At 43.9% G+C, this 23,080-nt stretch carries 20 protein-coding genes; 11 read left to right on the top strand and 9 right to left on the bottom strand.

Going from position 1 to position 23,080, the window contains the following annotated elements:
• The first annotated feature begins 53 nt into the window (after positions 1-53).
• The gene (locus QL886_RS00385; protein ID WP_290177267.1) at positions 54-326 is read left to right on the top strand and encodes a type II toxin-antitoxin system HicB family antitoxin; all 273 of its coding nucleotides are present in this window, start codon (positions 54-56) and stop codon (positions 324-326) included.
• A 124-nt stretch (positions 327-450) separates the two neighbouring features.
• On the opposite strand, the gene QL886_RS00380 is transcribed toward QL886_RS00385, so the two are convergent.
• Positions 451-1,632 (bottom strand): MFS transporter, encoded by a 1,182-nt coding sequence (locus tag QL886_RS00380; RefSeq protein ID WP_290177266.1) that lies wholly within the window; start codon positions 1,630-1,632, stop codon positions 451-453.
• A 265-nt stretch (positions 1,633-1,897) separates the two neighbouring features.
• On the opposite strand from QL886_RS00380, the gene QL886_RS00375 reads away from it, so the two are divergent.
• Positions 1,898-3,277: a PLP-dependent aminotransferase family protein gene (locus QL886_RS00375; protein ID WP_290177265.1), complete on the top strand. Its 1,380-nt coding sequence runs from the start codon at positions 1,898-1,900 to the stop codon at positions 3,275-3,277.
• Between the two features lie 139 nt (positions 3,278-3,416).
• Positions 3,417-4,400: an EamA family transporter gene (locus QL886_RS00370; RefSeq protein ID WP_290177264.1), complete on the top strand. Its 984-nt coding sequence runs from the start codon at positions 3,417-3,419 to the stop codon at positions 4,398-4,400.
• A gap of 53 nt (positions 4,401-4,453) precedes the next feature.
• Here QL886_RS00370 and QL886_RS00365 read toward each other — a convergent pair whose 3' ends face one another.
• The 3 genes from QL886_RS00365 to QL886_RS00355 all read right to left on the bottom strand — a co-directional run bounded on the left by QL886_RS00365 (position 4,454) and on the right by QL886_RS00355 (position 8,221).
• On the bottom strand, positions 4,454-5,581 hold the full coding sequence (locus tag QL886_RS00365) for a M14-type cytosolic carboxypeptidase (RefSeq protein ID WP_290177263.1): 1,128 nt from the start codon (positions 5,579-5,581) through the stop codon (positions 4,454-4,456).
• A 368-nt stretch (positions 5,582-5,949) separates the two neighbouring features.
• Positions 5,950-7,506 carry an ATP-binding protein gene (locus QL886_RS00360; protein ID WP_290177262.1) on the bottom strand — a complete coding sequence of 519 codons (1,557 nt, stop codon included), beginning with the start codon at positions 7,504-7,506 and terminating at the stop codon, positions 5,950-5,952.
• Positions 7,499-8,221, bottom strand: coding sequence for a heavy metal response regulator transcription factor (locus QL886_RS00355; protein WP_057760064.1), 723 nt, complete (start codon positions 8,219-8,221; stop codon positions 7,499-7,501). Before QL886_RS00355 ends, QL886_RS00360 begins: the two co-directional genes overlap by 8 nt.
• A gap of 219 nt (positions 8,222-8,440) precedes the next feature.
• Here QL886_RS00355 and QL886_RS00350 point away from each other — a divergent pair, with 219 nt between their 5' ends.
• The 7 genes from QL886_RS00350 (at position 8,441) to QL886_RS00320 (ending at position 14,290) form a co-directional block, all read left to right on the top strand.
• Positions 8,441-8,725 carry a hypothetical protein gene (locus tag QL886_RS00350; RefSeq protein ID WP_290177261.1) on the top strand — a complete coding sequence of 95 codons (285 nt, stop codon included), beginning with the start codon at positions 8,441-8,443 and terminating at the stop codon, positions 8,723-8,725.
• A 177-nt stretch (positions 8,726-8,902) separates the two neighbouring features.
• Complete coding sequence (locus QL886_RS00345; RefSeq protein ID WP_228707015.1) at positions 8,903-9,199, top strand: hypothetical protein; 297 nt, start codon at positions 8,903-8,905, stop codon at positions 9,197-9,199.
• A gap of 194 nt (positions 9,200-9,393) precedes the next feature.
• Positions 9,394-9,987, top strand: coding sequence for a cytochrome c (locus QL886_RS00340; RefSeq protein ID WP_290177260.1), 594 nt, complete (start codon positions 9,394-9,396; stop codon positions 9,985-9,987).
• A gap of 155 nt (positions 9,988-10,142) precedes the next feature.
• Positions 10,143-10,796, top strand: a complete 654-nt coding sequence (locus QL886_RS00335) for a DUF411 domain-containing protein (protein ID WP_290177259.1) — start codon at positions 10,143-10,145, stop codon at positions 10,794-10,796.
• Positions 10,797-10,913: 117 nt separating this feature from the next.
• Positions 10,914-12,614, top strand: a complete 1,701-nt coding sequence (locus QL886_RS00330; RefSeq protein ID WP_290177258.1) for a copper resistance system multicopper oxidase — start codon at positions 10,914-10,916, stop codon at positions 12,612-12,614.
• 25 nt (positions 12,615-12,639) lie between these two features.
• Complete coding sequence (locus QL886_RS00325) at positions 12,640-13,779, top strand: copper resistance protein B (protein WP_290177257.1); 1,140 nt, start codon at positions 12,640-12,642, stop codon at positions 13,777-13,779.
• A 43-nt stretch (positions 13,780-13,822) separates the two neighbouring features.
• A complete protein-coding gene (locus QL886_RS00320; RefSeq protein WP_227679181.1) occupies positions 13,823-14,290 on the top strand; it encodes a DUF305 domain-containing protein in 468 nt (155 codons plus the stop codon).
• A gap of 35 nt (positions 14,291-14,325) precedes the next feature.
• On the opposite strand, the gene QL886_RS00315 is transcribed toward QL886_RS00320, so the two are convergent.
• Positions 14,326-14,547 (bottom strand): hypothetical protein, encoded by a 222-nt coding sequence (locus QL886_RS00315; RefSeq protein WP_290177256.1) that lies wholly within the window; start codon positions 14,545-14,547, stop codon positions 14,326-14,328.
• Positions 14,548-14,656: 109 nt separating this feature from the next.
• A complete protein-coding gene (locus tag QL886_RS00310) occupies positions 14,657-15,796 on the bottom strand; it encodes an alkene reductase (protein ID WP_290177255.1) in 1,140 nt (379 codons plus the stop codon).
• Positions 15,797-15,969: 173 nt separating this feature from the next.
• Here QL886_RS00310 and QL886_RS00305 point away from each other — a divergent pair, with 173 nt between their 5' ends.
• The gene (locus QL886_RS00305; protein ID WP_290177254.1) at positions 15,970-16,854 is read left to right on the top strand and encodes a LysR family transcriptional regulator; all 885 of its coding nucleotides are present in this window, start codon (positions 15,970-15,972) and stop codon (positions 16,852-16,854) included.
• Positions 16,855-17,018: 164 nt separating this feature from the next.
• On the opposite strand, the gene cobA is transcribed toward QL886_RS00305, so the two are convergent.
• The 3 genes from cobA to QL886_RS00290 all read right to left on the bottom strand — a co-directional run bounded on the left by cobA (position 17,019) and on the right by QL886_RS00290 (position 23,057).
• Positions 17,019-17,882, bottom strand: coding sequence for a uroporphyrinogen-III C-methyltransferase (gene cobA, locus QL886_RS00300; RefSeq protein ID WP_290177457.1), 864 nt, complete (start codon positions 17,880-17,882; stop codon positions 17,019-17,021).
• Between the two features lie 205 nt (positions 17,883-18,087).
• The gene (locus tag QL886_RS00295) at positions 18,088-21,582 is read right to left on the bottom strand and encodes a nitrate reductase (RefSeq protein WP_290177253.1); all 3,495 of its coding nucleotides are present in this window, start codon (positions 21,580-21,582) and stop codon (positions 18,088-18,090) included.
• Positions 21,579-23,057 carry an FAD-dependent oxidoreductase gene (locus tag QL886_RS00290; protein WP_290177252.1) on the bottom strand — a complete coding sequence of 493 codons (1,479 nt, stop codon included), beginning with the start codon at positions 23,055-23,057 and terminating at the stop codon, positions 21,579-21,581. The genes QL886_RS00295 and QL886_RS00290 overlap by 4 nt, the downstream gene beginning before the upstream one ends.
• Between the last annotated feature and the right edge of the window lie 23 nt (positions 23,058-23,080).

Here is a 23,080-nt window from a genome sequence, read left to right as displayed (position 1 = left end):
TATCTAAGCAATTTCCAGTTATACTTAGGTTCAAACTTCATGAGGAATGTTAAATGCAGTATCCGATAGCAATTACACCAAGTAATGAAACAACAGCTTACGGCATACTTATCCCAGACATAGTGGGTTGCTATTCAGCCAGCGATGAACGTGCAGATATCTTTAATAATGCTAAAGAAGCGATTATGCTCCATCTAAAAGGATTAATAGAAGATGGCGAAGCCATTCCTCTACCTACCGATAGTACTAGACATAAAGATGATCCAGATTTTGAAGGAATGGATTGGGCAGTAGTAGATATTCAGATACATGAGCTTTACGAATGACATCAAAGAACCACTCATGCCTGCCAGTTATAATAAATAAACTAAAACAATTCATATAATAAAAAGGACAAATAATCTAATCGTGAAAGAATAATGAATAGAAAACTGCATTATCAATCTTATTTTAAGACACGCTATGCAAATTGGCGTTCGAACGACGTCCAGTCCTCAACATAGGCTGGCTAGAAAATAAGACAATCACACCAACTAATGAAAACACACCAAAGGCGTAGAACGCAGTAGCAGCCCCATACCGATCCACAATCAAACCAGTAAAGATGACGGGTACACTAAGCCCTATATATGCCATCAGAAAATAGCCTGCACTTGCACGTGCCTGCTCATTTCCAGCAGATTTTGCGACTCCTAACATACCGCCTAAATAGACAAAACCATAGCAACTAGTACTGGCCAAAAATGCCGCCAAAAGAATCACTGGTAGATTGGCATTCAACGTCCCCCAAGCCAATAAAGCATAAGCTGGTAGTAAGATTAGAAGACCAAGCTTGCTTGAAACCTGAGGATCAAGTTTTCGGGCGATTGGCTGAACGATCAATCCACAACTGATGGCTAACATAGAGGATATCCCTGCATACTTAGCGAGTCCATGCGTGGCCAGTACTGAGGGAATAACTGACAGTACCAAACCTGTCGTCGCCCAACAAATCAAAATACCGCTGCCATACCAGATGACCTCACGGTTAAAATAAGGTAGCCGTAGCATAGAGGTGGGCAAATTAGTGCGTTTAGTTACTGTCTCTGGTAATTGATATAACAAAAACATAGCGAATATCCCGCTCGCTAGCAGTAAGAAAAAACTGGCTGGCTGATCGGTTTCATAAAATATCAAAGAAACTGTCGTCAATACAGGACCAAGACCAAAACCTATCGTAGTACTGGCCGTCACCCACGCTGTCGCACGCATCGTATCTGTTGAGCCGAGCAGCTCAATCATATAGGCTGTCGCCGTAGCAGCCATTAGAGCTGTTCCCACACCCAGTACGAATCGCGCTAATGCTAGCGCTCGCGTGTACGGATAAAACAACATAAGAGCCGTCGCTGCTATCGATAGTACTAGAGAGATTAAAATCACCTTGCGCCGTCCGATACGATCAGACAACCCACCAAAAGCCAACAATACAGGTATGACGCCTAATACATAAAAGGAAAAAGCTATCGTGGTTGCTAGTACGCCATAGCCATCATTGTGTGCATAAACGGCATAAAGCGGCCCTTGGATATTGACGCTTGTCGTTATCACACATAAGGCAAAGGCCAAATATTTATTATATTTTTTTGTAGTCATATCTCGCTGCTTTTTGAAGAGTAATCGTTGAATTGACTGAGGTAAGTGCAGTTCACTATAAAATCACGCCTACCTTCACATCGTTTACGTTCAATGATTAAAACAAAAGCACAGTAGGTTATCTATATACAATCCAGTACAATTAGACAGAACTGTTTGGACTATAAAACCCATACAGTTCGGATATCCTACCCATATATCGTCATAGCTGTAACCTTGAGATAAAACCTTCACAAAATTCGCCTTACCAAAAACTGTAAAAAATATGAATAAAAAGCTAACACGCATCGAAGTTGTCATGGCTGACGTAAAAGAGAAAATAGCGACTGTCATCTACATGCCAGAGTCGCGACTACCCTCCGTCCGTGCCGCTGCCAAAGATTATGGGTTCTCACCTTCTACGGTGGTTGAAGCCTATGAACGCCTGCAAACTGAGGGAGTCATCTACTCCCGTCCTGGTGCAGGGTTTTATGTAGCAGAGACGACAGCGCCGCTATCATTGACAGATATAGCACCAAGAATTGATCGAGTGGTAGATCCATTGTGGGTATCGCGGCAGTCGCTGGAGCCACCTGATGGTGCACTAAAGCCAGGCTGCGGTTGGTTACCAGCGGACTGGCTGTTTGAAGCAGGTATTCGCCGTGGTCTGCGAAATGTGGCCAAGGCTGACGCGTCCATTATCAGTGAGTATGCAACGCCGCTAGGACTGTTAGCATTGCGCCAATTACTCACGCGGCGTATGACAGGATTGAGTATCAATGCAGAACCGTCACAGGTTATATTGACGGATTCAGGCACTCAGGCGATAGATTTGATTTTTCGATTTTTGCTGACACCAGGTGATACGGTTGTCGTCGATGATCCTTGTTATTTTAACTTTCGAGCACAGCTGCTTGCCCATCGGGTCAAAGTAGTTGGCGTTCCTTATACGCCAAATGGACCAGATGTAGATGCCTTTGCAGCGATTTTAGATGAGCATAAGCCGCGCCTGTACATCACCAATGCTGCCATTCATAATCCTACGGGCGCAACGTTATCACCAGCTACGGCATACCGTGTATTACAATTGGCTCAAGCGGCTGATTTGTACATTATCGAAGACGATATTTTTGCAGATTTTGAAGTCAAGCCTGCAGCGAGATTGGCGGCTTTGGATGGGTTATCACGCGTATTCTATATCGGCAGTTTTTCTAAAACGTTATCTGCATCCCTACGCTGTGGTTATATTGCAGCGCCTACAGAATGGGTTGAGAGTTTGGTAGATTTAAAGATAGCGACTGGCTTTGGTGGCAGTCAGTTAGCAGCGGCCGTTGTGTTCTCAGCGTTGACTGATAGCGGCTACCGTAAGCATATGAATGATATCCATACTCGGCTGGCAAGCGCGCGTACTCATACGCTACCACGGTTGGCTAAATTAGGCATCGTACCATGGCTGCTCCCACAAGCAGGTATGTTCCTATGGTGTCGATTACCTAAGAATAATAATGCGACCGAATTGGCCAATCGCTGTTTATCACAGGGTGTGGTGTTGGCGCCGGGCAATGTTTTTAGCCAATCGGACAATGCTGAAAACTTTATGCGGTTCAATGTGGCACAGATGAGTCTTTCAAAAGTTTTCGAGGTATTGGCTCAATCGTTAGACTGATCAATCAAAAATTTATAGTGCTAGTACCGTCTTATTATATAGTAACCTTTCGACTATAATTCTAAGCCTAAATATCAGCCAAACACAATCAAATCTAATCACTTCCGACAACGGATACTATTTCTCTAGGATAGCTCATATGTCCCCTATATATACTGCATTGGCTGTACTGGTTACCTTTATCTGGGGCGTGAATTTTACCTTTATTGCGTGGGGTCTTGAGAGCTTTCCACCATTGATGCTTACCGCCCTGCGTTTTTTCTTTACTGCTGTGCCATTGGTTTTGTTTCTAAAGCCGCCTAAATTCAACCGTACCTTGTTTATTTATGCCATCGGTACATTTGTCATGCAATATGCCTTTGTCTTTACAGCGATGCATTTGGGTTCATCCCCAGGGCTGACGGCACTACTGCTACAAATTCAGATTTTTATCACGGTTTTGCTAGCGTACTTTATATTGGGCGAAGCAGTCAGCCGTATGCAAATCGTTGGTATGTTGGTCGGTGTACTAGGACTCAGCGTGATTGCGCTAAACCTTGGCGGTGATATGCCTTTGGCAGGGTTCATCTGTATCCTGATAGCTGCCATCGGTTGGAGCTTTGGTAATATTGCCTCCAAGCAAGCATCAAAACAGGCCTCAGAAAAAACATCAGAGCAAATGGCTCTAAAAGTGATGCCGAAAGGAACAAGGGGATCTATTGCCACATCTAGCACTGGAAAAAATAAAGCCTCTGCTTTGTCTGCGCTAGCGCTGGTAGTCTGGGGCGGTCTCATTGCTTGCGTGATGTTGACGATATCTTCTCTTACATTTGAGACTGATGCATGGCAGATGGCGACGTTTACTGAAGCATCACTCAGGTCTTGGCTCTCACTTGGATTTATCGTCTATATCTCAACCTTAATTGGCTTTGGCCTGTGGGCACACTTACTCAGTCAAAATACCGCCTCCAAGGTTATGCCGTTTGCACTATTGGTGCCCGTATTCGGTATGGTGACCTCAGTACTACTCACAGGAGAAGTGGTGACGTGGTGGAAGATGCTGGCCATGATGTTGATTTTATCAGGGCTGTTATTAGCGAATGTGAAGATAAAAATGAAAAAAGCTGCTAACGATGACCACTAAAACACTCGGCCATCATTAGCAGCTTTTTATTTTCTTCAGCTTTTTTTCTATAGTTATCGTAAGTCATCCACGACAGCTAGCATTGCTATCAGTGATGCTTCGCCTAATTTGATAGAACGCTCGGGTGACCAACCTATCTCTTCGTCAGGCAGATTATCATTGTCTTTAAATGGCATCTCTAACGTATTAGCAAGGCAATCAAAACGCTCTGCTACCCAATTGGTAGCAACGGTCATATTGGCAGCACCTGGTGCATCAATCTCATAGCCAATCTCAGACTGAAAATCAGCACTGGCTAACTTTAATACGTCTGAAAACTTATCACGTAGTCCAGCAAGACGGTCACCGTAGCTTGGCGTCCCTTGTGACCCAGCGAGGAATACGTACGGCAATGCTTCATCACCATGCACATCATAAAATAGATCCACGCCTGTCGCTTCCATTTTATTAATCACATGAAATACTTCAGGGCTTTTGTCTAAGCTTGGGCTTTGCCATTCACGATTTAAGTTGGTTCCGGCAGCGTTAGTACGCAAGTGACCACGTACACTGCCATCAGGGTTCATGTTAGGGACAATATAAAAGTTTGCCTTGTCTAACAACTGTTTGCCAGTCGCATTATCGCTATCTAACAAGCTATACAACAAACCCTCAATGAGCCATTCAGCCATCGTCTCACCTGGGTGCTGACGAGCAGTAATCCATATATTGCGCTTACTAGCATCTCCATCACCAATTTTGACTAAAGTAAGGTCACGTTTATCAAGCGTTTCACCCAGATGCTCTAACGTCACTAGCGGATGCACTTGCACAGCGGCCAATAAATCTTGATGACGCTCATAGCTATAAGGCGCAAAGTACGCAATCTGAATGGTTTCGCATTCTAACTCTGCCACGATGGTCAATTTGCCATCTTTGTAAGACGTTGGCAGACGGAACCAATGCTGACGATCATAAGAAGCCACCGCTTGGTAGTTCTCCCAACCTTCTAGATAAGACGCCTCTCCTGCATTCAGAATATTGAGAACATACTGCTCACCTATTTGACCTGACAGACGAAAGTTAAACCATTGAAAAAACTCGCCACCAACATCTGGACGAATCGCTAATTGAATGTCTTTTTTGTCATCTGCATTAATAATGTCAATGTTGCCTGCATCAAAATTAGCCGTAATATGCATAGTCATTCCCTAATTGGTTTTTATGATTGTGTTTTAAGTATTATGTTCGTTATCGACTTACTATTTTACCTATTGCCTTTTAATAATTTCTAGCTTTATATGGGGCACTAGACGTACATTTACTTGGTCATTACCAGCTCGTTTTCAAGGCAATCACTTGCCAAATCTATCTATTCAGATTGAATATATATCGTTGACTAGGGCGTGTCCTCAATTCAATCGATAGTCATCTAAATGAGTTAAAAATGGCTAAATCTTGCCAAACGGTGTCAAATAGCTGACTAATATCTCGATATTATCTGCGCTATTTTCCTTGTTTGACTGCGATTTATCTCATTTTTAAAATGAGGACACGCCCTACTAAAAGATTAAACGTCTACCAATAACTCGACACTCACTTGAAAGTAATCATCGTCCTTTATAGTAATACTGACGTTACCGTTATGCGCCCCAACGATAGACTGTACGATGGATAGACCCAAACCTGTTCCTGTATGGCGATCTATTGTTTTGTGATGTCGATAAAAGCGCTCAAACAACTTATCTGCCTCACTTTGTGTCAACGGCTCATCTAATTGGTTGGTGATGGTGATTCGTAGAACGGCCTGTTTTGATTGCTGAAAACTGGTTATGGTTGTGCCCACTATCTTATCTGAGTTCATTCTATCTGCAGTAATGGTTATAACGCTATCTTGAGCAGCATAATAAATCGCATTCGATATCAGATTAGCAAAGAGCCTTTGTAATAAACTTTTATCTCCTAAAACAGCGCTAAACTCACCTTTGGTTTCAATAGCGATACCTCGGTCTTCTGCAATCATTTCGTAGTAATCAACGAGCTTGGTGATTAAACGGTCCGTATCCACGTGACTGATTTGCGAGTCACTCAATCCTTTTTGAGTTTTTGCCAGCAGCAACATATTATTTATCATGGCCGACAGCTGCTCTAACGTGTCATGTTGATGGTGTAGCTGCTCAATGTATTCATCGCCCGCTCTTGGTTTATTTAACATGACTTGCGTTTGCGTGCTGAGTGTCGCTATTGGAGTGCGCAGCTCATGGGCAATATTGTCCGAAAACCGTGACAATGATTCAAAGTTACTTTCAAGCTTGGCCATCATCGAATTGTAAGATTCTGCTAGTGGTCGCAGCTCTAACGGCATATCGCTGACCGTGACTCTGTCATCCAACCTTTCAGGATTCATTGTTTTCATTTTTTGGACGATGGTCGCCAAAGGGGCAAAACCCCAGTACACACCCAACGCCGCTACTGAGACGAGCAACAATGTAATCGCGAACAAAATCATACTAAGCTGACGATTGAACTGTAATAAATACTGATGATGCACATCTATAGGCAGTGCGATAAGCGCGAGCCTTTTGTCATCTTCGATGACCATTGCTCGATAGTATCGGCTGTTGATATTCATCACAAACTGTTGCTTGTCATTATCTTGTTTCAGTGATGACAGATTAAACCCTTCTCCTAGCTCTTGAGCAAAGTTATTGGGGGTACTAGACAGTATCTGCCCTTCTTTATTAGCGATAATGGTTTTTAGATCGTAATCTAGCCAAGAAGAATGCTGATGATCAGTTTCATCTGATATCGCTGCGGTAGAAGTATCTCCAATAGGCATTACGTCAGGTGCCGCTCTTAGCGGCTGTTGACTATTCAATGGATTTTGAGAGCTAGGTAGGGTTTGAGCAGTTATAGGGCTACTAGGTTCTATCACTCGTTTACGTAGATTAAAAGCCGCATGAGTCATAATTTCAGCGTCCATTTGCTCGAAATGGCCTTTAACAGAACGCTGTATCCATATATAAATGATAACCTGTGATATAACAACAAATATCGTGAGCAGCAACACAGTACGCCATAATAGTGGCAAGCGCCGATTATCAAACCTATATTTCATATTAGACATTGCCAGCTTCGTGAGATGGTTTGCTATCAAGCGCTGTATCGACAGCCTCTAACCGATAGCCCATCCCGCGCACCGTATGAATCAGCTTTGCGTCATGATCATCGTCTATTTTTATACGAAGACGCCTTATCGCTACATCAATCACATTGGTATCATTTTCAAAGTTCATATCCCATACTTGGGAAGCGATGATTGAGCGTGGAAGCACTTCACCGCGGCGCTCTAATAAAAACTGTAGTAAGGAAAACTCTTTTGCCGTGAGCTTAATAGGCTTATCTCCTCTATGCACCGTACGCTTGCCAATGTCCATCTTGAGATCCGCTATTTGCATAATCGTACTTTGATAGTCGGCTTGATTGGCACGTCGTAATAAGCTTTTCATTCTGACGATCAACTCTGCAAAGGCAAAAGGTTTGGTCAAATAATCATCACCACCAATCTCAATCCCTTTTATCTTGTCGCTTAAGTCATCTTTTGCGGTTAGAAATAACACAGGTGTATGCTTGCCTGCCGCTCGGTAATTACGCACCAGCTCAAAACCACTAACATCAGGTAGCATCACATCCATCAATATCACGCTAAACTCTTCCGTCATCAATGCATGATAGCCATCTAATCCTGTTAGCTGATGATCCACGATAAACCCAGCTTCGGTTAAGCCTTTTTTTATATACTCGCCAAGCTTCAATTCATCTTCTACCAGCAGTACTTTCATTGTGATTCCTCAATACGGTCATGATTGTTTAACGTTCTAACCAGCACAGGTGACAACATTGATGGGTAGCTGACAAAGATGTCATGTGCTCGTAATCAGACTGTCAGTTTTATTTTGCTAATCTATATAAACGGTACATAGCTGCTCGTTTCAATACTTAGCTACGATGAATTATTTTTATCGGTAATCAATGTAAACAACTTACAAAAGAGGTTTTATATGAAAATTCATGGTTCATTCAAAAAAGTAGTATTGCTGTCGGTATCTGTACTTATCGGTACTACCACTGCCAATGCGCATACGACTGATCTAAGCACTTCAATCATCAACAACTGCGACGCTGTGACTGAGTTTGCAAAAAACTTGAATCATAACGATGCTCAGCTCTCAAATTCACAAATGAAAAGCTATATCGATGCGAGAGTGGCTTGTGAGATTGAACACAAAGATCAACATCTACAGTCTGAAAAATACTTTATCAATAAATATGGTAGCGATAAGTGATATCAGCTCTGATGTCATACTAAAGGATTACTGACAACATTAAAAACCATAAATAGTAAGATGACAGAATTGTAATCTTACCGTCATCTCTCTGTCAGAATCACTAAAGTATGCTTTAAAGTAACTTAATATCTTAAAGTCTTTTCGACTACATACCAAATCAAATAAGGATTTACCATGTCATTATTCAAATCAATGCCACTGCTCAAATCAATGCCACTGTCTAAATCAATCGTAGCAACTGCTATAGCTTTAGTTGTTTCAACCTCTGCGTTGGCACACGATCCAAAAATGCATGCTGAAAAAGACCAAATGAACTGTGAGAAAATGGAAAAGCATATGCAGATGATGCAAAAAATGGATCATAGCAAAATGGATATGAATGATCCTGCTATGAAAGCCATGATGGCTAACATGAGCAAAATGAAAGCGATGTACCAAAAGCACTGTGTGAGCAGCGATAGCGACTCTTAAATATCAATTTATAAGTTCAATACTATAGTCAGTTCAATATCATCTCGATACAAGGAAACCGAGTGCAAGTTATACATTAGTATGCTTAGCGAGGATGATGCTGTAGCGGATTTATATAGACTTGACTATATTGTCAGAGAAGCTGATCAAGCAGTAATGGGATATTAAAGAAAATGGATTTTTAGGACAAACCTATGAAGTTCTTGTTAGGAATACTTTTTACTGTCTTTGTCGCTATTGCGGGTATTTTTATTACGGTGACTAGTGGCATGATAAATATCGGTGCTGATCGAGCTCATAGTCCGCTGGTTTACGATTTTTTAGAAACTGCTCGCACACGCTCAATTGAACATGCCAGTAAGAATATTTTGGTTCCCAATTTAAAGAAGGCGGAAATGATCAGCTCGGGCGGTGCAGATTACAAAGATATGTGTGCAGGCTGCCATTTGTCTCCCGGCGTCAACAGCACAGATTTAAATAGCGGTATGTACCCAAAGCCTCCTAACTTTACTCAGGCGGATATCGTTAAGCGCTATCAAAACGAGGCTGGTGCCAGACAAAGCTTTTGGGCGATTAAACATGGCATTATGGCGTCTGGCATGCCCGCTTGGGGCGCTACTCACGATGATGATAGGATGTGGGCGATGGTCGCTTTTATTAGATCGTTACCTGACTTGAATGAAAACCAGTACACCATGCTAACGACTCGGTTAGACGATAGTATGTTGGATATGTCATTTGATGGTGAGATGGATATGTCAGGTAATGGATCCGAAATGCAACATTGATTTTTTGTACAAAATGCAGTGCTCAATAGTGCTGCTTTTTGCGATTTGAGTTTTAAGCTTTGCTAGCACTATTTTGTCCAGTGCTATTTTATCCAGTGATATGGCTCTAATTTTTATAATATTTAATCGTCAGACAGACGCTCGGGAGTGGTTTTATGAGACGCTATACTAATAGATTTATTAATGAACATCATCTGATATCTGGCCGTGTGCTCTCGGCGATCGTGGTATTGCCATTATCGTTAACGATTGCCGCTTGTAGTCAACCTAACTCCGCTGCTGCTGACCCAACACCAGCGACTGAGCCAACTGTTGCTACGCAAAACGTGCAAACTACGCACACGGAGCAACCAACAGCTGAAATAATGCCAGTCAGCGCTCCTTCAGATACCCAATCAACTATCCTAAAAAATATCTCAGCCACCGTCTATAAAGATGCCAATTGTGGCTGTTGCAAAGAATGGGTTGGTTATGCCGAAGGTCATGGTCTAAACGCAACTGCACAGAATGTCGAAGACGTGTCCTTATTTAAAGAGCGATACAGCGTACCGCAGCAAATGCGCTCTTGCCATACCACCGTCACTACTGATGGCTACGTATTTGAAGGTCATGTCCCTGCTAAGTATATGGCGCAGTTCCTAAAAAACCCGCCAAGTGATGCGATCGGACTTGCTGTACCGAGCATGCCAGTCGGTAGCCCAGGTATGGAATACCAAGATAAATTTATGCCATATAAAGTGATGCAGCTTAACAAAGATGGCTCAACAGCTATTTATGCAACTATTGACACACCGCAGCAGCAAATCTAGCTTGGTTGTCGTTTAAATAGCTTATCCAGCTCTATTAATAAGCGGCCAACGGCATAGGCTTAGCTGATAAATACAGACTCAACTCTCACTTTATGGATATAAATCAGGTGAATTATTATGAACAAAACTATGCTTAATCGCAGGCGTTTTTTGACAGGATCTTCTACCTTGTTAGGGGCATCGATGCTGTCTACCCTACCGTCTATTGCCAATAGTGCGCTCGGTAAAGGCCAGCAGAATGTAGCTGTCAACAGTGATAAATCTGACCATATCGTACCTATCCTAACTGGGAATGAGTTTGATTTGTATGTCAGCAACAAGCCCGTCACTGTCAATGGCAAGTCGAGTATGGCGACGCTGATTAATGACTCGCTACCAGCACCAACGCTAAAGATGCGTGAAGGCGATACCGTAACTATCCGTGTCCATAATCAGATGAATGAGTCAACCTCTATCCATTGGCATGGTCTGCTCGTACCGTTTGAGATGGATGGGGTGCCAGGTATCAGTTTTGATGGCATTCCTGCGAACAGCACCTTTACTTATAAATTCAAACTTAAACAATCAGGCACCTATTGGTATCACTCTCATAGTGGATTCCAAGAGCAAACAGGAATGCTTGGCGCTATCGTCATTGAACCAAAAGGCCGTGAGCGTCATCCAGTCGAAGAAGACCATGTGATCGTACTGAGTGATTGGACGCACCGCGATCCGCACAATCTCTTGAAGTTGCTCAAACAGCGCGCTGACTTTGATAATTATCATTTGCCAGACTTCAAAAAACTATTGTCTGATATTGCCGCAACAGATTTAGAAGCCGCTTATGACAAGCGCAAAATGTGGAATCAGATGCGTATGATGCCGACGGATTTTACTGATTTATCTGGCGAAAAGACCTTTACCTATCTTATGAATGGTAAGACCACAGCAGCCAATTGGACGCAGCTAGTGAAAGCAGGACAGCCCGTTAAATTACGCTTTATCAATGCTTCAGCGCAAACCATTTTTGATGTACGTATACCGGGTCTCAAGATGACTGTGGTAGCAACAGATGGTATTGATGTCGCACCCGTTGCGATTGATGATTTCCGCATTGGCGTGGCTGAGACCTATGATGTCATCGTCACACCTACTCAAGACGCACATACGATATTTGCCCAAAACATCGATCGTTCAGGCTATGTCGCGACCACGCTTGCAACTAAAAAAGGTGCGCGAGCTGCAATACCTGCTATGGACAAGATCGAATGGCTAACCATGGCAGATATGATGGGTGCGATGGGTGATAAGGGCTACAAAGCAAAGCACGCCAAGACCGAGTATGACTTTAAATCTGATATGCGTGTCGACAGTCCACGTATGAACCTAGATGATCCCGGTATCAACCTGCGTGATATTGATAGAAAGGTTTTGACTTATGACCAATTACGTTCCGTGGATGAGGCTATATTTGCGGAGCAGCGCAAGCCTACCCGAGAGATTGAGTTACATCTGACTGGTAACATGGAGCGCTATATTTGGGCCTTAGATGGTGTCATGTTTAAGGATGCAACGCCTGTCAATATTAAGCCAAACGAACGCGTACGTATTACCTTAGTCAATGACACGATGATGAACCATCCTATGCATCTGCATGGTATGTGGAGCGACTTGCGCACGCCATCTGGAGACTTTCAGGTACGTAAACATACGATTGTGGTGCAGCCTGCGCAAAAGATTAGCTTTGATGTGACGGGAGAAGTTGGACGATGGGCGTGGCATTGCCATCTGCTTTATCACATGGAAGCCGGTATGTTCCGAGAAGTTGCCGTCGTTTAACAAACCTTCGAATATGAGGCTTATTATGAAAACATCTAAGAAAAATCTGTCATTCATTGGTTTGTCATCGCTAGTCTTGCTCACATCACCTTTTGCAACAGCTGCTGAGATGTCTGATATGGATCATAGTGGCATGGATATGTCAGGTGATATGTCCAATATGGACCACAGCGGCATGGATATGTCAGGCGATATGTCTGGTATGGATCACAGCGGCATGGATATGTCAGGCGATATGTCTGATATGGATCATAGTGGCATGGATATGTCAGGTGATATGTCTGATATGGACCATAGCGGCATGGACATGTCAGGTGATATGTCTGATATGGACCACAGTGGCATGGATATGTCGGGCGATATGTCTGGTATGGATCATAGCGGCATGGATATGTCTGGTATGGATCATAGCGGCATGGATCATGGCAGTATGGATATGTCGGGCATGCAAGGTGGGCAGCCACCAGCTGATGCTCGCAGTCCAGACTATTCAAATGGGGTTCCATACGGGCAGTATGGTAAGCCCATGATGATGGGCAGCATGCCATTATGGGGAGTCTCAGTAGACGACTTGGGCTATCAGTTTGATGAAGATCAAATCAACTTCGAAGCGACGGGTTGGTATGGTACTGATAGCAATCGTTTAAGACTACGCACGGAAGGTAGTGCTCAGACTAAAGATGATAAAGAAATCGATAGCTTAAGCTCCCTTGCTTATTGGAAACCACTGAGCATTTTCTGGAACGGTGAAGCTGGTGTCGCTTACGATACTGAAAACGACAACGCTGCCGTAATGGCAGGTATTGTCGGTACCGCGCCTTATTTTATAGAAACGGATGCGAGAGCCTACTTATATACCGATGGTCAACTTCGTCTTGATCTGGGCGCAGAGTACGAGTGGCGTTTGGATCAGCATTGGGTAGTCATACCGGAGGTTGGACTGACTGCCTTTAGTAAAGATGACCATGATAATGGTATTACCAAGGGCTTTAATGAGATGGAAACCGAGGTCAGGCTGACATACGAGACATTCAGTCGCCAGCTAGCCCCTTATGTGGGGGTTAGTTATGAGACAGCGCTTGGCAAGGCTCGTGGCCAACGACGTCAAGAAAATGAATCAGTTGATAGCAGTAGTTTGACTGCGGGGGTTAAATTCTGGTTTTAACTGTCTACCCATTTTAATTTAACAAAACAATGGAGGTCATATCATGGAAGCTGCTAAGCAAAAAAATATGAACCCTTATGTAAAATTTACCTTAATGATTCTGACATCGACTGTCATCATGTATATCATGATGTACTTCAATACCTACCAGTGGGATCACATTTACTTTAGTGAAACCCGAGCTTATATGGCGCTATACATGGGTGCCGGTATGGCAGTCGTCATGTTGGCATTTATGACCAATATGTATAAGAAGACCAAGGTCAATTTGATGATCTATGGTCTAAGTGTATTGATGTTTGCAGTTGGTATCTGGGGCGTTAGATCTCAAGCGACTGTCGATCAAGTCGATTGGATGCAGGCGATGATACCGCATCACTCGATTGCCATTCTCACCAGTAGCCGCGCTGATATTGAAGATCCGCGTGTGCAGCAACTTGCTGATGATATTATAAAAGCACAAAAACGTGAAATCGCTGAGATGAAGCAGTTGATTGATGAGCTTGAATAAGAGAATGGTGTACCAGTGAACGCTGCGAAAAGTGATCACTCTTTTCTGCTCAGACGCTCAATGACCCAGCTTGCTAGTGGGAAAGATACCAACTGTGTCAATGGAACGAGTATGATGGTTTCAATTAACACCACCACCGGTAGGCTTAAACCCTGAGTTATAGGCTTCAATAACGTCAATACGATTAGGAGCGTTGGATAAAGTCCGACATATCCTATCAATATGCGTATAAGTCTATCTTTAGAATTTTTACTCATTGTATGATACCAACTGATAATTAAGCCTCTGCTTATATAAAAGCGTTAAATTTGTAAATAGAAATAAGGCCATTAATGGCCTTATCTTATTCATTGTTTAAGTGCTTCGCTACTCTCGATAGCGAGGATAATCACTATAACCAACGTCAGTGCCGCCATACATCGTGGCAGAATCTACTTCATTCAATGGCCAGTTATTAGCAATACGCTCAGGCAGATCGGGATTGGCAATAAAGGGGCGACCAAACGCGAATAAATCACCGTAGCCTTTTTCTAAAATGTTTACGGCTTTTTGTACCGTGTACTTGCCAGCATAAATAATACGTCCTGAAAATTCTTCCCTCACCGCTTGATAAAAAGTGTCTGGTAAATCAGGCGCATTATCCCAATCAGCTTCTGCAATTGACAAATAGGCGATGCCCGCTTGTTCAAGGACTTTAATCGCTTCAATATACGTATGATGGGGATCTGACTCTACCAATCCTAAATACACGCGTGTCTCATCCGTACTCGCAAACAAAGGCGCAAAACGCACACCTAAACGATCAGCACCGACCACATCACTGACAGCAGCCACGATTTCTTTTAAGAAGCGCAAACGATTGGTCAACGAACCACCATATTGGTCATCACGTGTGTTGCTATGTTCAGAGATAAACTGATTGACCAAATAGCCATTAGCACAATGCAACTCTACCCCATCAAAACCTGCCTCCAATGCATTGCGTGCGGCTGCCGCATACATCGTTACCAACTCACCAACTTCATCAGTGCTAAGAGCTCGTGGCTCACTTGGATCAGCCAATGCGCCTGCACCTGGGCCTGTTTCAATAAAGACTTTTACATTGTCAGCAGAAATCGCTGATGGGCCCACAGGCTGAGCACCTTGCGGCTGCAAACTGGTATGCGACACACGGCCTACATGCCAAAGCTGAGCAAAAATAATACCGCCTTTGTCATGTACTGCTTGCGTGACTTTTTTCCAACCTTCAACTTGGGCTGATGAATGGATACCTGGCGTCCAAGCATAACCTTGACCTCTTGGCTCAATCTGCGTACCTTCCGTCACCATAAAGCCTGCTGACGCACGCTGTGCATAATAGCTGGCCATTAAGTCATTAGGAATATTGTCAGGTTGCGTGCTACGAGAGCGTGTCAACGGTGGCATTACGATACGGTTGTTGAGTGTATAAGGCCCAAGTGCTACAGAAGAAAATAATGTATTTGTGTTGAGAATGGCTTGTGTCATAGATGTCTCTTTTAAAGCAGCTGACGGCTTATTATTAAAGGTATTGAACCTGTTTTTATGCTTAATAGCTCATTTAGTGGCTACTTAAGCAATGCTGGTCAGCATAGCGTTTTAAGGGTACAATTAGAAACAACCACTTATTGTTTAAGATACAACTATTAATGGTACGCATTATGAATGGAATGAATCGGCTCGATATTAAGCAACTTAGAGTATTACAGGCGTTACTTGATCTAAAAAACTTGTCGCAAGTCGCACGCAAAATGGGGCTGACCCAACAAGCCATCAGTGAGCAGTTACGCAAGTTACGTGAGGTATTTGATGATCGCTTGTTTATTCGTCAAGGCAATAGCATGGTAGCAACGCCAAAAGCGCTATCGATGCAGCAACCTATTGACCAGATATTAAAACAGTTGGAGGATTTGTTAGAGCCAGAGATTTTTATGCCGCACACATATAAAGGCATATTTACGATTAGTGCGACTGACTATGCGACGCAGGCATTATTACCGCAATTGTTTAATATTACGCGACGCAACGCACCAGATTTGAAGTTAATCGTACGCGATTTTGCCTCAGACAATATCAATCAGCTAATTGCAGCAGGCGAGCTTGATTTGTTGATTACCTTCCCTGAATTTATCCCTGATAACTTATCGTATGTGACTTTATTTGAAGAGCAGCATTTATGCGTGACAGGTTGTGAAAACACCTTTGCCACAGAGCCATTAACGCTGGCGCAAGTGGCTGCACACGCGCAGCTAGTAGTGTCACCCTCGCGTGCTAATTTACGCGGCTCTCATGATCAATGGTTTGCAGAAAAAGGTCTAAAACGAAATATTGTGATGTCGGTTCCTAGCTTTTCGGCTGTACCAGATATTTTGCACACGACTGACATGATTGCGTTTTATCCTTCGCGATTATTGCCGAGCAGTAAGGTCAAAGAGCTTAAGGTTGAAGCATTGCCGCCTACTTTTAAGGTCATCGCAGCATGGCATCCACGTACTGCTGACAGTGGCATACATCGTTGGTTAATCGAGCAATTACGAAATCTATAATAATTAACTTAGCTATAGCCAACTTTGAAACGACATCGGAAGTTTTTAAACTTGATGTAAGTATTATCTAGACTAAACATGGTCCTACACAAAATTCTGGACAGGTTCACATAATTACCTTAGTAACAGTTTCTTAAAATAACAGTCTTTTAAACATAGTTATCCTACCCAATACTCTCCAAATCGGGTATTAACTCATTACTGCTTATCACTTTATCAACATCAATAAACTCACCTTTACCCATGGCGCCAAGATTATAGTCTGCAAACTCATGATATAAAGTGACCACATCACCCATAATCAATAGTGCAGGGGTTGGTAGTTTTGCTTCAGCTTGCTGATCAGCGATATCACTTAATGTGCCGATAAGTACTTGCTGCGTTGGCATACTGGCATGACTAATGATAGCAAAAGGAGTTTCGCTGTCGCGCCCCGCTGCTATCAACCCTTGTGTCATCTCATGCAAACGGTGCAAACCCATGTAAAACACAACTGTCTGGCTGCTGTCCATTAGCTCACTATAATCATTATTAGGCGCCCCATTTTTTTTGCAAGCAGTGACAAACTTGACCGATTGGGCATGGTCACGGTGCGTTAGTGGAATTCCTGCACGGCTAGCAGCGGCACTGGCAGCTGTAATGCCTGGAATAGACTCAAAATGAATGCCATGACGCACCACTTCCTGCAGCTCTTCGCCGCCGCGCCCAAAAATAAAAGGGTCGCCACCTTTTAAGCGAACCACCATTTTACCTGCCAGCGCGTGTTTGACCAGTAGCTCGTTAATACTCTCTTGTGGTAATGCATGATTGGCGCGGCGCTTACCAACGAATATTTTTTCAGCCGTGCTCGCGCACATATCCAAAATATCTTCAGACACCAGACTGTCGTATAATACTACCTCTGCGCGCTGCATTACTCGCCACGCTTTTAAGGTTAATAGCTCAGGGTCACCAGATCCTGCGCCAATCAGATGCACAGTTCCTCTTTTGGTGCAAGTTTGCACGTTTTCTGCGCAGTGTTGATCCATTAGCTGATAGGTCTCATGCATTGAGGTAACGGCAGATATATTGGTCATGGTGGTGACTCCTGATAACAGCGTGAATACAGCAAAATGGGCAACCAAAAGCAAAGTTGTCAATAAACCCCTACTCTAAAATGGCTTATTGTTCATAACACACCACTCAACCAGTAATTGCATATAAAAGGTTGCAAGCGACGTGCCATAACATGATTTAAGCTTGTGCCAATGGGGCGCATTCTGCGATTAATGCGTTAATTTGCCCCACGCAAGAGCCACAATTGGTACCTGCTCGGCACTGCTTACCCACTGCCGTCGCACTAGTACAACCATGCTGTGTGATAGCGTTGAGAATAGTGTTTTTTCCAACCGACATACAAGAGCATACCAAGGGTCCTGGATCGACATAACCACTGGCAGGCCGCCCCGCTAGCAACCATTTGTATCGTTGATTAACAGGTATTTGGCTGGTATCCGTAAAGCAGCTATCGAGCCAACGCACACTCGGTAATTGCTTTTGCGTTGGAGCAATATAAATAGCCATAATCAGTTGTGTGCTAGGTCTTTCATCATCAGATAACCCACTATTTATGGCAGCGTTATTTGAGTCTGTTTCAGGCGCAGATTGCGTCACAATAAAACGCAATTGATTCTGTACATTATCGACCGTAAACGCCGTATGCGTGACACCCTCTTGAGAGTTTGGCTGTGATAATGATTGCATAGACGCTATAAACTGCTGCCAAAACTCGGGGCACGCTAAGGTACTACTAGCCTCCACCATCGGGCTAGCGAGATTGATCAAGACGCTGTTATTTTGATGACTCAAGCTCCAAGTGAGTGCAGGTAATGCCTCTGGCACAATATTATTTGAAAGTTCCTCGCATTTTGTTTCAGACAATCCTCTCTCTGACGCTTTGGCAGAAAAATTAGCCAAAATAGTACGTAATTGCACTATAACGGCGTCTTGCCACTCAGGATGCACCAAAATCTTGCCAAACGATTGCATAGGAACAGGTGTAACACTAATCGCCGAATTTTTGAGCTCTGGCTGCCCTGAATGTGGATCGACGACTGTTGGAATAAGGGGGCCTACACGAGCAAAGCTAGCAAAAGCATTGCTCCAATGCATGGGCATAAATGCATCACCAACGCGCAACGTATCGCTAATGGCAACTTGAGCTAGTACGATACTTGTGGACTCGTTGCCATCCTTAGCCGTACTCATCGCGGTATCACTGACTATGCCGTTACTGGTCACGCCGTTCTCATAACTTTCATACTTTCCGTGGTTTTCAAACCTACGATGAAGTTGCACAAAGTCATTATCTTGAACACCCAGTTGCTGTGCATCATTAGGATGTATGGTTAGTGTCGGTACTGGCTGATGTTGGTTCAACTGCGGTGCAAGGCCAGTGCGAGTCATGGTATGCCATTGATCACGCAGCCTGCCCGTAATCAGGCGTACATGAACCACATGGTTTTCAGGTTGAGTATCATGCTCAAACTCGTGTTTATAGGGTGTTCGATGCTCACCAATCAGTTGAGGTTTTTGCCTGCTTTGATATCGATGCACATTGGCTACGCTCGCTTCATTAGAGGGTGTAATAGCGATTAACTGTGACTTAGTAAACGTAGCTATGGGATTAATGACCTCGTTTGCTAAAGGTTTTACTGTACCAATCATGGAGATACGCGTGCCACCCCATTGAAACGGTAACATCTCTTCGTATGCTTGCTGACTGAGTACGATTGGTCTATGTATTTGATTGCCGTTCTGGTTCATAGGCTGGCGAATAGATTGACTGACTGGTACCTCATTTGTCATTTCTGTCATTAAAGCAGACAAGTCTTTGCTAAGATTTAGGTAACGAGGATAGATCTTAGTAGAGTGAGATGTGCTGTAGTTATTGTTATGCGTATTACCATAAGCGGTCAATGCCACATGCTCATTAAATATCTCGCTAGGATGTTGGTAATCAAATCCCGTTAATCCCATGCGTGTGGCAATTTGAGACAGTATCCACCAATCTGGTTTGGCAAGCCCCAACGCAGGTGTTAATGTCCGCTGCCGAGAGATACGTCGTTCAGAATTGGTGACCGTTCCAGATTTTTCACCCCACCCTTGAGCAGGCAATACAATGTCAGCACACTTCACCGTGTCACTATCTACCGAGCAATCAGAGACAATCACCAAATCACATGCAGCAAGCGCTTGGCGAAAATTATCCGCATCTGGCAAACTGACCACAGGGTTGGTGGCCATAATCCAAATGGCCTTGATACGACCATCTAATATGGCAGCGGCAGCATCGCAGGCTTTGACACCCACGTTTGGGAAGATAGGTTGAGGCGACTGCCAAAAGTCTGCCACAAGCTGACGATGATCGGCATTTTCTAATTCTAAATGAGCCGCCAACAGATTAGCAAGAGCGCCTACTTCTCGTCCGCCCATCGCATTAGGCTGTCCAGTGAGTGAAAACGGACTGGCCCCTACTTTGCCTACACGCCCTGTGAACAGATGGGTATTAATAATGGCATTGACCTTATCAGTCCCACTTTTTGACTGATTGACACCCATGCTAAAAGCAGTGACTGTTTTATCAGTGGCGGCAACGCATTCATAGAACTGGCGGATACTTTCCGCAGACACTTGACAAGCACTGGCGACTTCATCAATGCTCCATGCTTTGGCCGCATTCACCGCATCATCAACGCCCAAGCTTTGGTTAATATATTCATCATCATGGCAACCCTGCTGATCTAGGTAATGCAGCAACCCATTATATAAATGTGTATCCGTGCCCCCAGCAATTGGTAAATGCAAATCGGCAAATTCACAAGAGTCCGTACGGCGCGGGTCTATTACAATCAGTTTTTTATTGGGATTGGCTTTTTTGGCTGCTAAAAATCGACCAAACAAAATAGGATGGCACCATGCCATATTGGAGCCTACCAGTACCAATAAATCACAAGCTTCCAAATCCTCGTAATTACCTGGCACAAGGTCTGCACCAAACGCACGTTTGTGCCCAGCTACTGCAGATGACATACACAGCCGAGAGTTGGAGTCGATGTTATTATTACCAATAAATCCTTTTATAAATTTATTGGCGACGTAATAGTCTTCAGTCAGCAACTGGCCTGAGACATAAAACATAATGCTGTCTCGCCCATGCTTAGCGATAGTGTCATTTAAACGACTGGCAACGTCCTCTAGTACGGTATCCCAGTCTGTCTGCTCTATAAGTGGCTTGTCAGATTTACGTTTGGCATTGAAATCATTACCCAATTGCATAGGCTGATGCTGTTGCATGACTGCTTGCTTATTTTGATAATATGGCTCGGTCAAGCGGCGCGCAGTGCCCAGTGTTTGCGCCAATGCACTCCCTTTGGAGCACAATTTGCCAAAGTTAGCAGTATGATCAGGATCTCCTTTTACACTCAGCACCTCTGTCTCATTTACGCTCGCTAAAACACCGCATCCCACTCCGCAATAAGGGCACGTCGTGCGGATAGTAGTGATAGAGCTATCAATCAAATCACCATCAGATGACAACGGTGCTTTTTTGATATTTTTGGTGGCGCTTATGTCATGTGTCTCAATGACTCGGTCTGTTGCTTTTTGCACGCTATTAGGTAGGCCGTTCGATTTATTAGCTGATACCACTTTGCTTGCAGCAGATTGATTGGCAATAGCGTCATTCATAATGCATCCTCTAACAGTTCAGCCGCTTTATGATGATCGACGTTCCTGTCTGTCTCATTAAATTCTATATCTACTTCCGTAGTTGGCGAATTGTTAAGCGTGATTTCATCCAAATGACAATATGCCTCGCCAAATATGAGTGTGTCTTTGATAGGCGTAATATCAACGTTATCCATAATCAACTGGCTATAAAAGCTGCCATCGCTGGTGTCCCCATAAAGCACAGCACCAATGAGTTTGTTTTCTTTGAGGTACAGACAATGATAATGGTTTAAGTCAGGCTGACGATATACGAGGGTTTCAACAGCATTAGCAGCTTCGTCATCAAAAGCGATTTGCCCTGCAGAAAATGCCGACATGCCAGATACTTTCAATTTTAATGACAACGGTTTGCTGATAAAAGGAACCCAGTGATCTGGCACGGCAGCTTTATTGTCTATCACATTTATATCGTTTTCTATCAAAGCCTCTTTTAAAACCGTGACCAACGTATCCACTTGCTGATTGACCGGCGCCACCATTCCAAATAGCTCGCCTTCTCGCTCTATACACTCACCAATCGCATAAACATTAGGACAACTGGTGTGCATAAAATCATCGACCACAATACCGCGATTAACCTCGAGTCCGCTTTGCTTGGCAAGCGCTGCATTGGGTATCACACCCACTGCCATCACGATAAAATCGGCCACTAGCGTGCGCCCGTCTTTTAAAGACAATCCGCACACTTCTCCTACATCATTCATTTCGATAGCCTCAGTATGTGCAGAAACCGCGAGACCAACCCCGCGGCGACCGAGCTCAGTTTGCAAAAGCTCGGCAGCTGGCAGGTCTAATTGACGATTGAGTACATGACCATCCATATGAATGACCGTCATGCTCGCACCCTGTGCCGCCAACGCGCATGCAGCCTCTAATCCCAGTACGCCACCGCCAATCACCAAACCCGTTTTTCCTTGGCGGGCATAGTCCATCAGAGCGGTCACATCGGCAAGGTCTCGAAACACATGCACGCCATTAGCCGTGTGATTGGGGAACGGAATGACTCGGGCAGTTGACCCTGTGGCCATTACTAACTTGGCATAGTTGAATGTTTGCCCATCATCTAGCTCAATACACTGGCACTTGGTATCTATTGTCTCTACCGCAACCCCAGACAATACTGTGATACCTAGCTGCTCATACTCTGCTTCGTCGTACAAATAAGTATCTTCAAACGCTGTGTCGCCAGCCAATACTGGTGACAGCATAATGCGGTTATAGCCCACGTGCGGCTCTTTACTAATTAACGTAATTGGCAAACGGGCGGTGTCATCATTTGAGTGCGTACGAGCAAGCTCAATGGCAAAGCGACTGCCTGCCATGCCCGCCCCGATAATAACGATGCCAGCGTTTTTTTGATGGTCTGCTGCTAAGGCGTGAGTGTTGGTATGAGTATCTACCGTAGTTGCGGCTTGCGACATAGATAGTGACATAAACAGAAAAGTCCTTAGCCGCG

Source organism: Psychrobacter sp. APC 3281 (genome assembly GCF_030407815.1).
Taxonomy (GTDB): Bacteria; Pseudomonadota; Gammaproteobacteria; order Pseudomonadales; family Moraxellaceae; genus Psychrobacter.
Note: the sequence above shows the minus strand (reverse complement) of the source record. Positions and strands in the feature narration are given on the sequence as shown.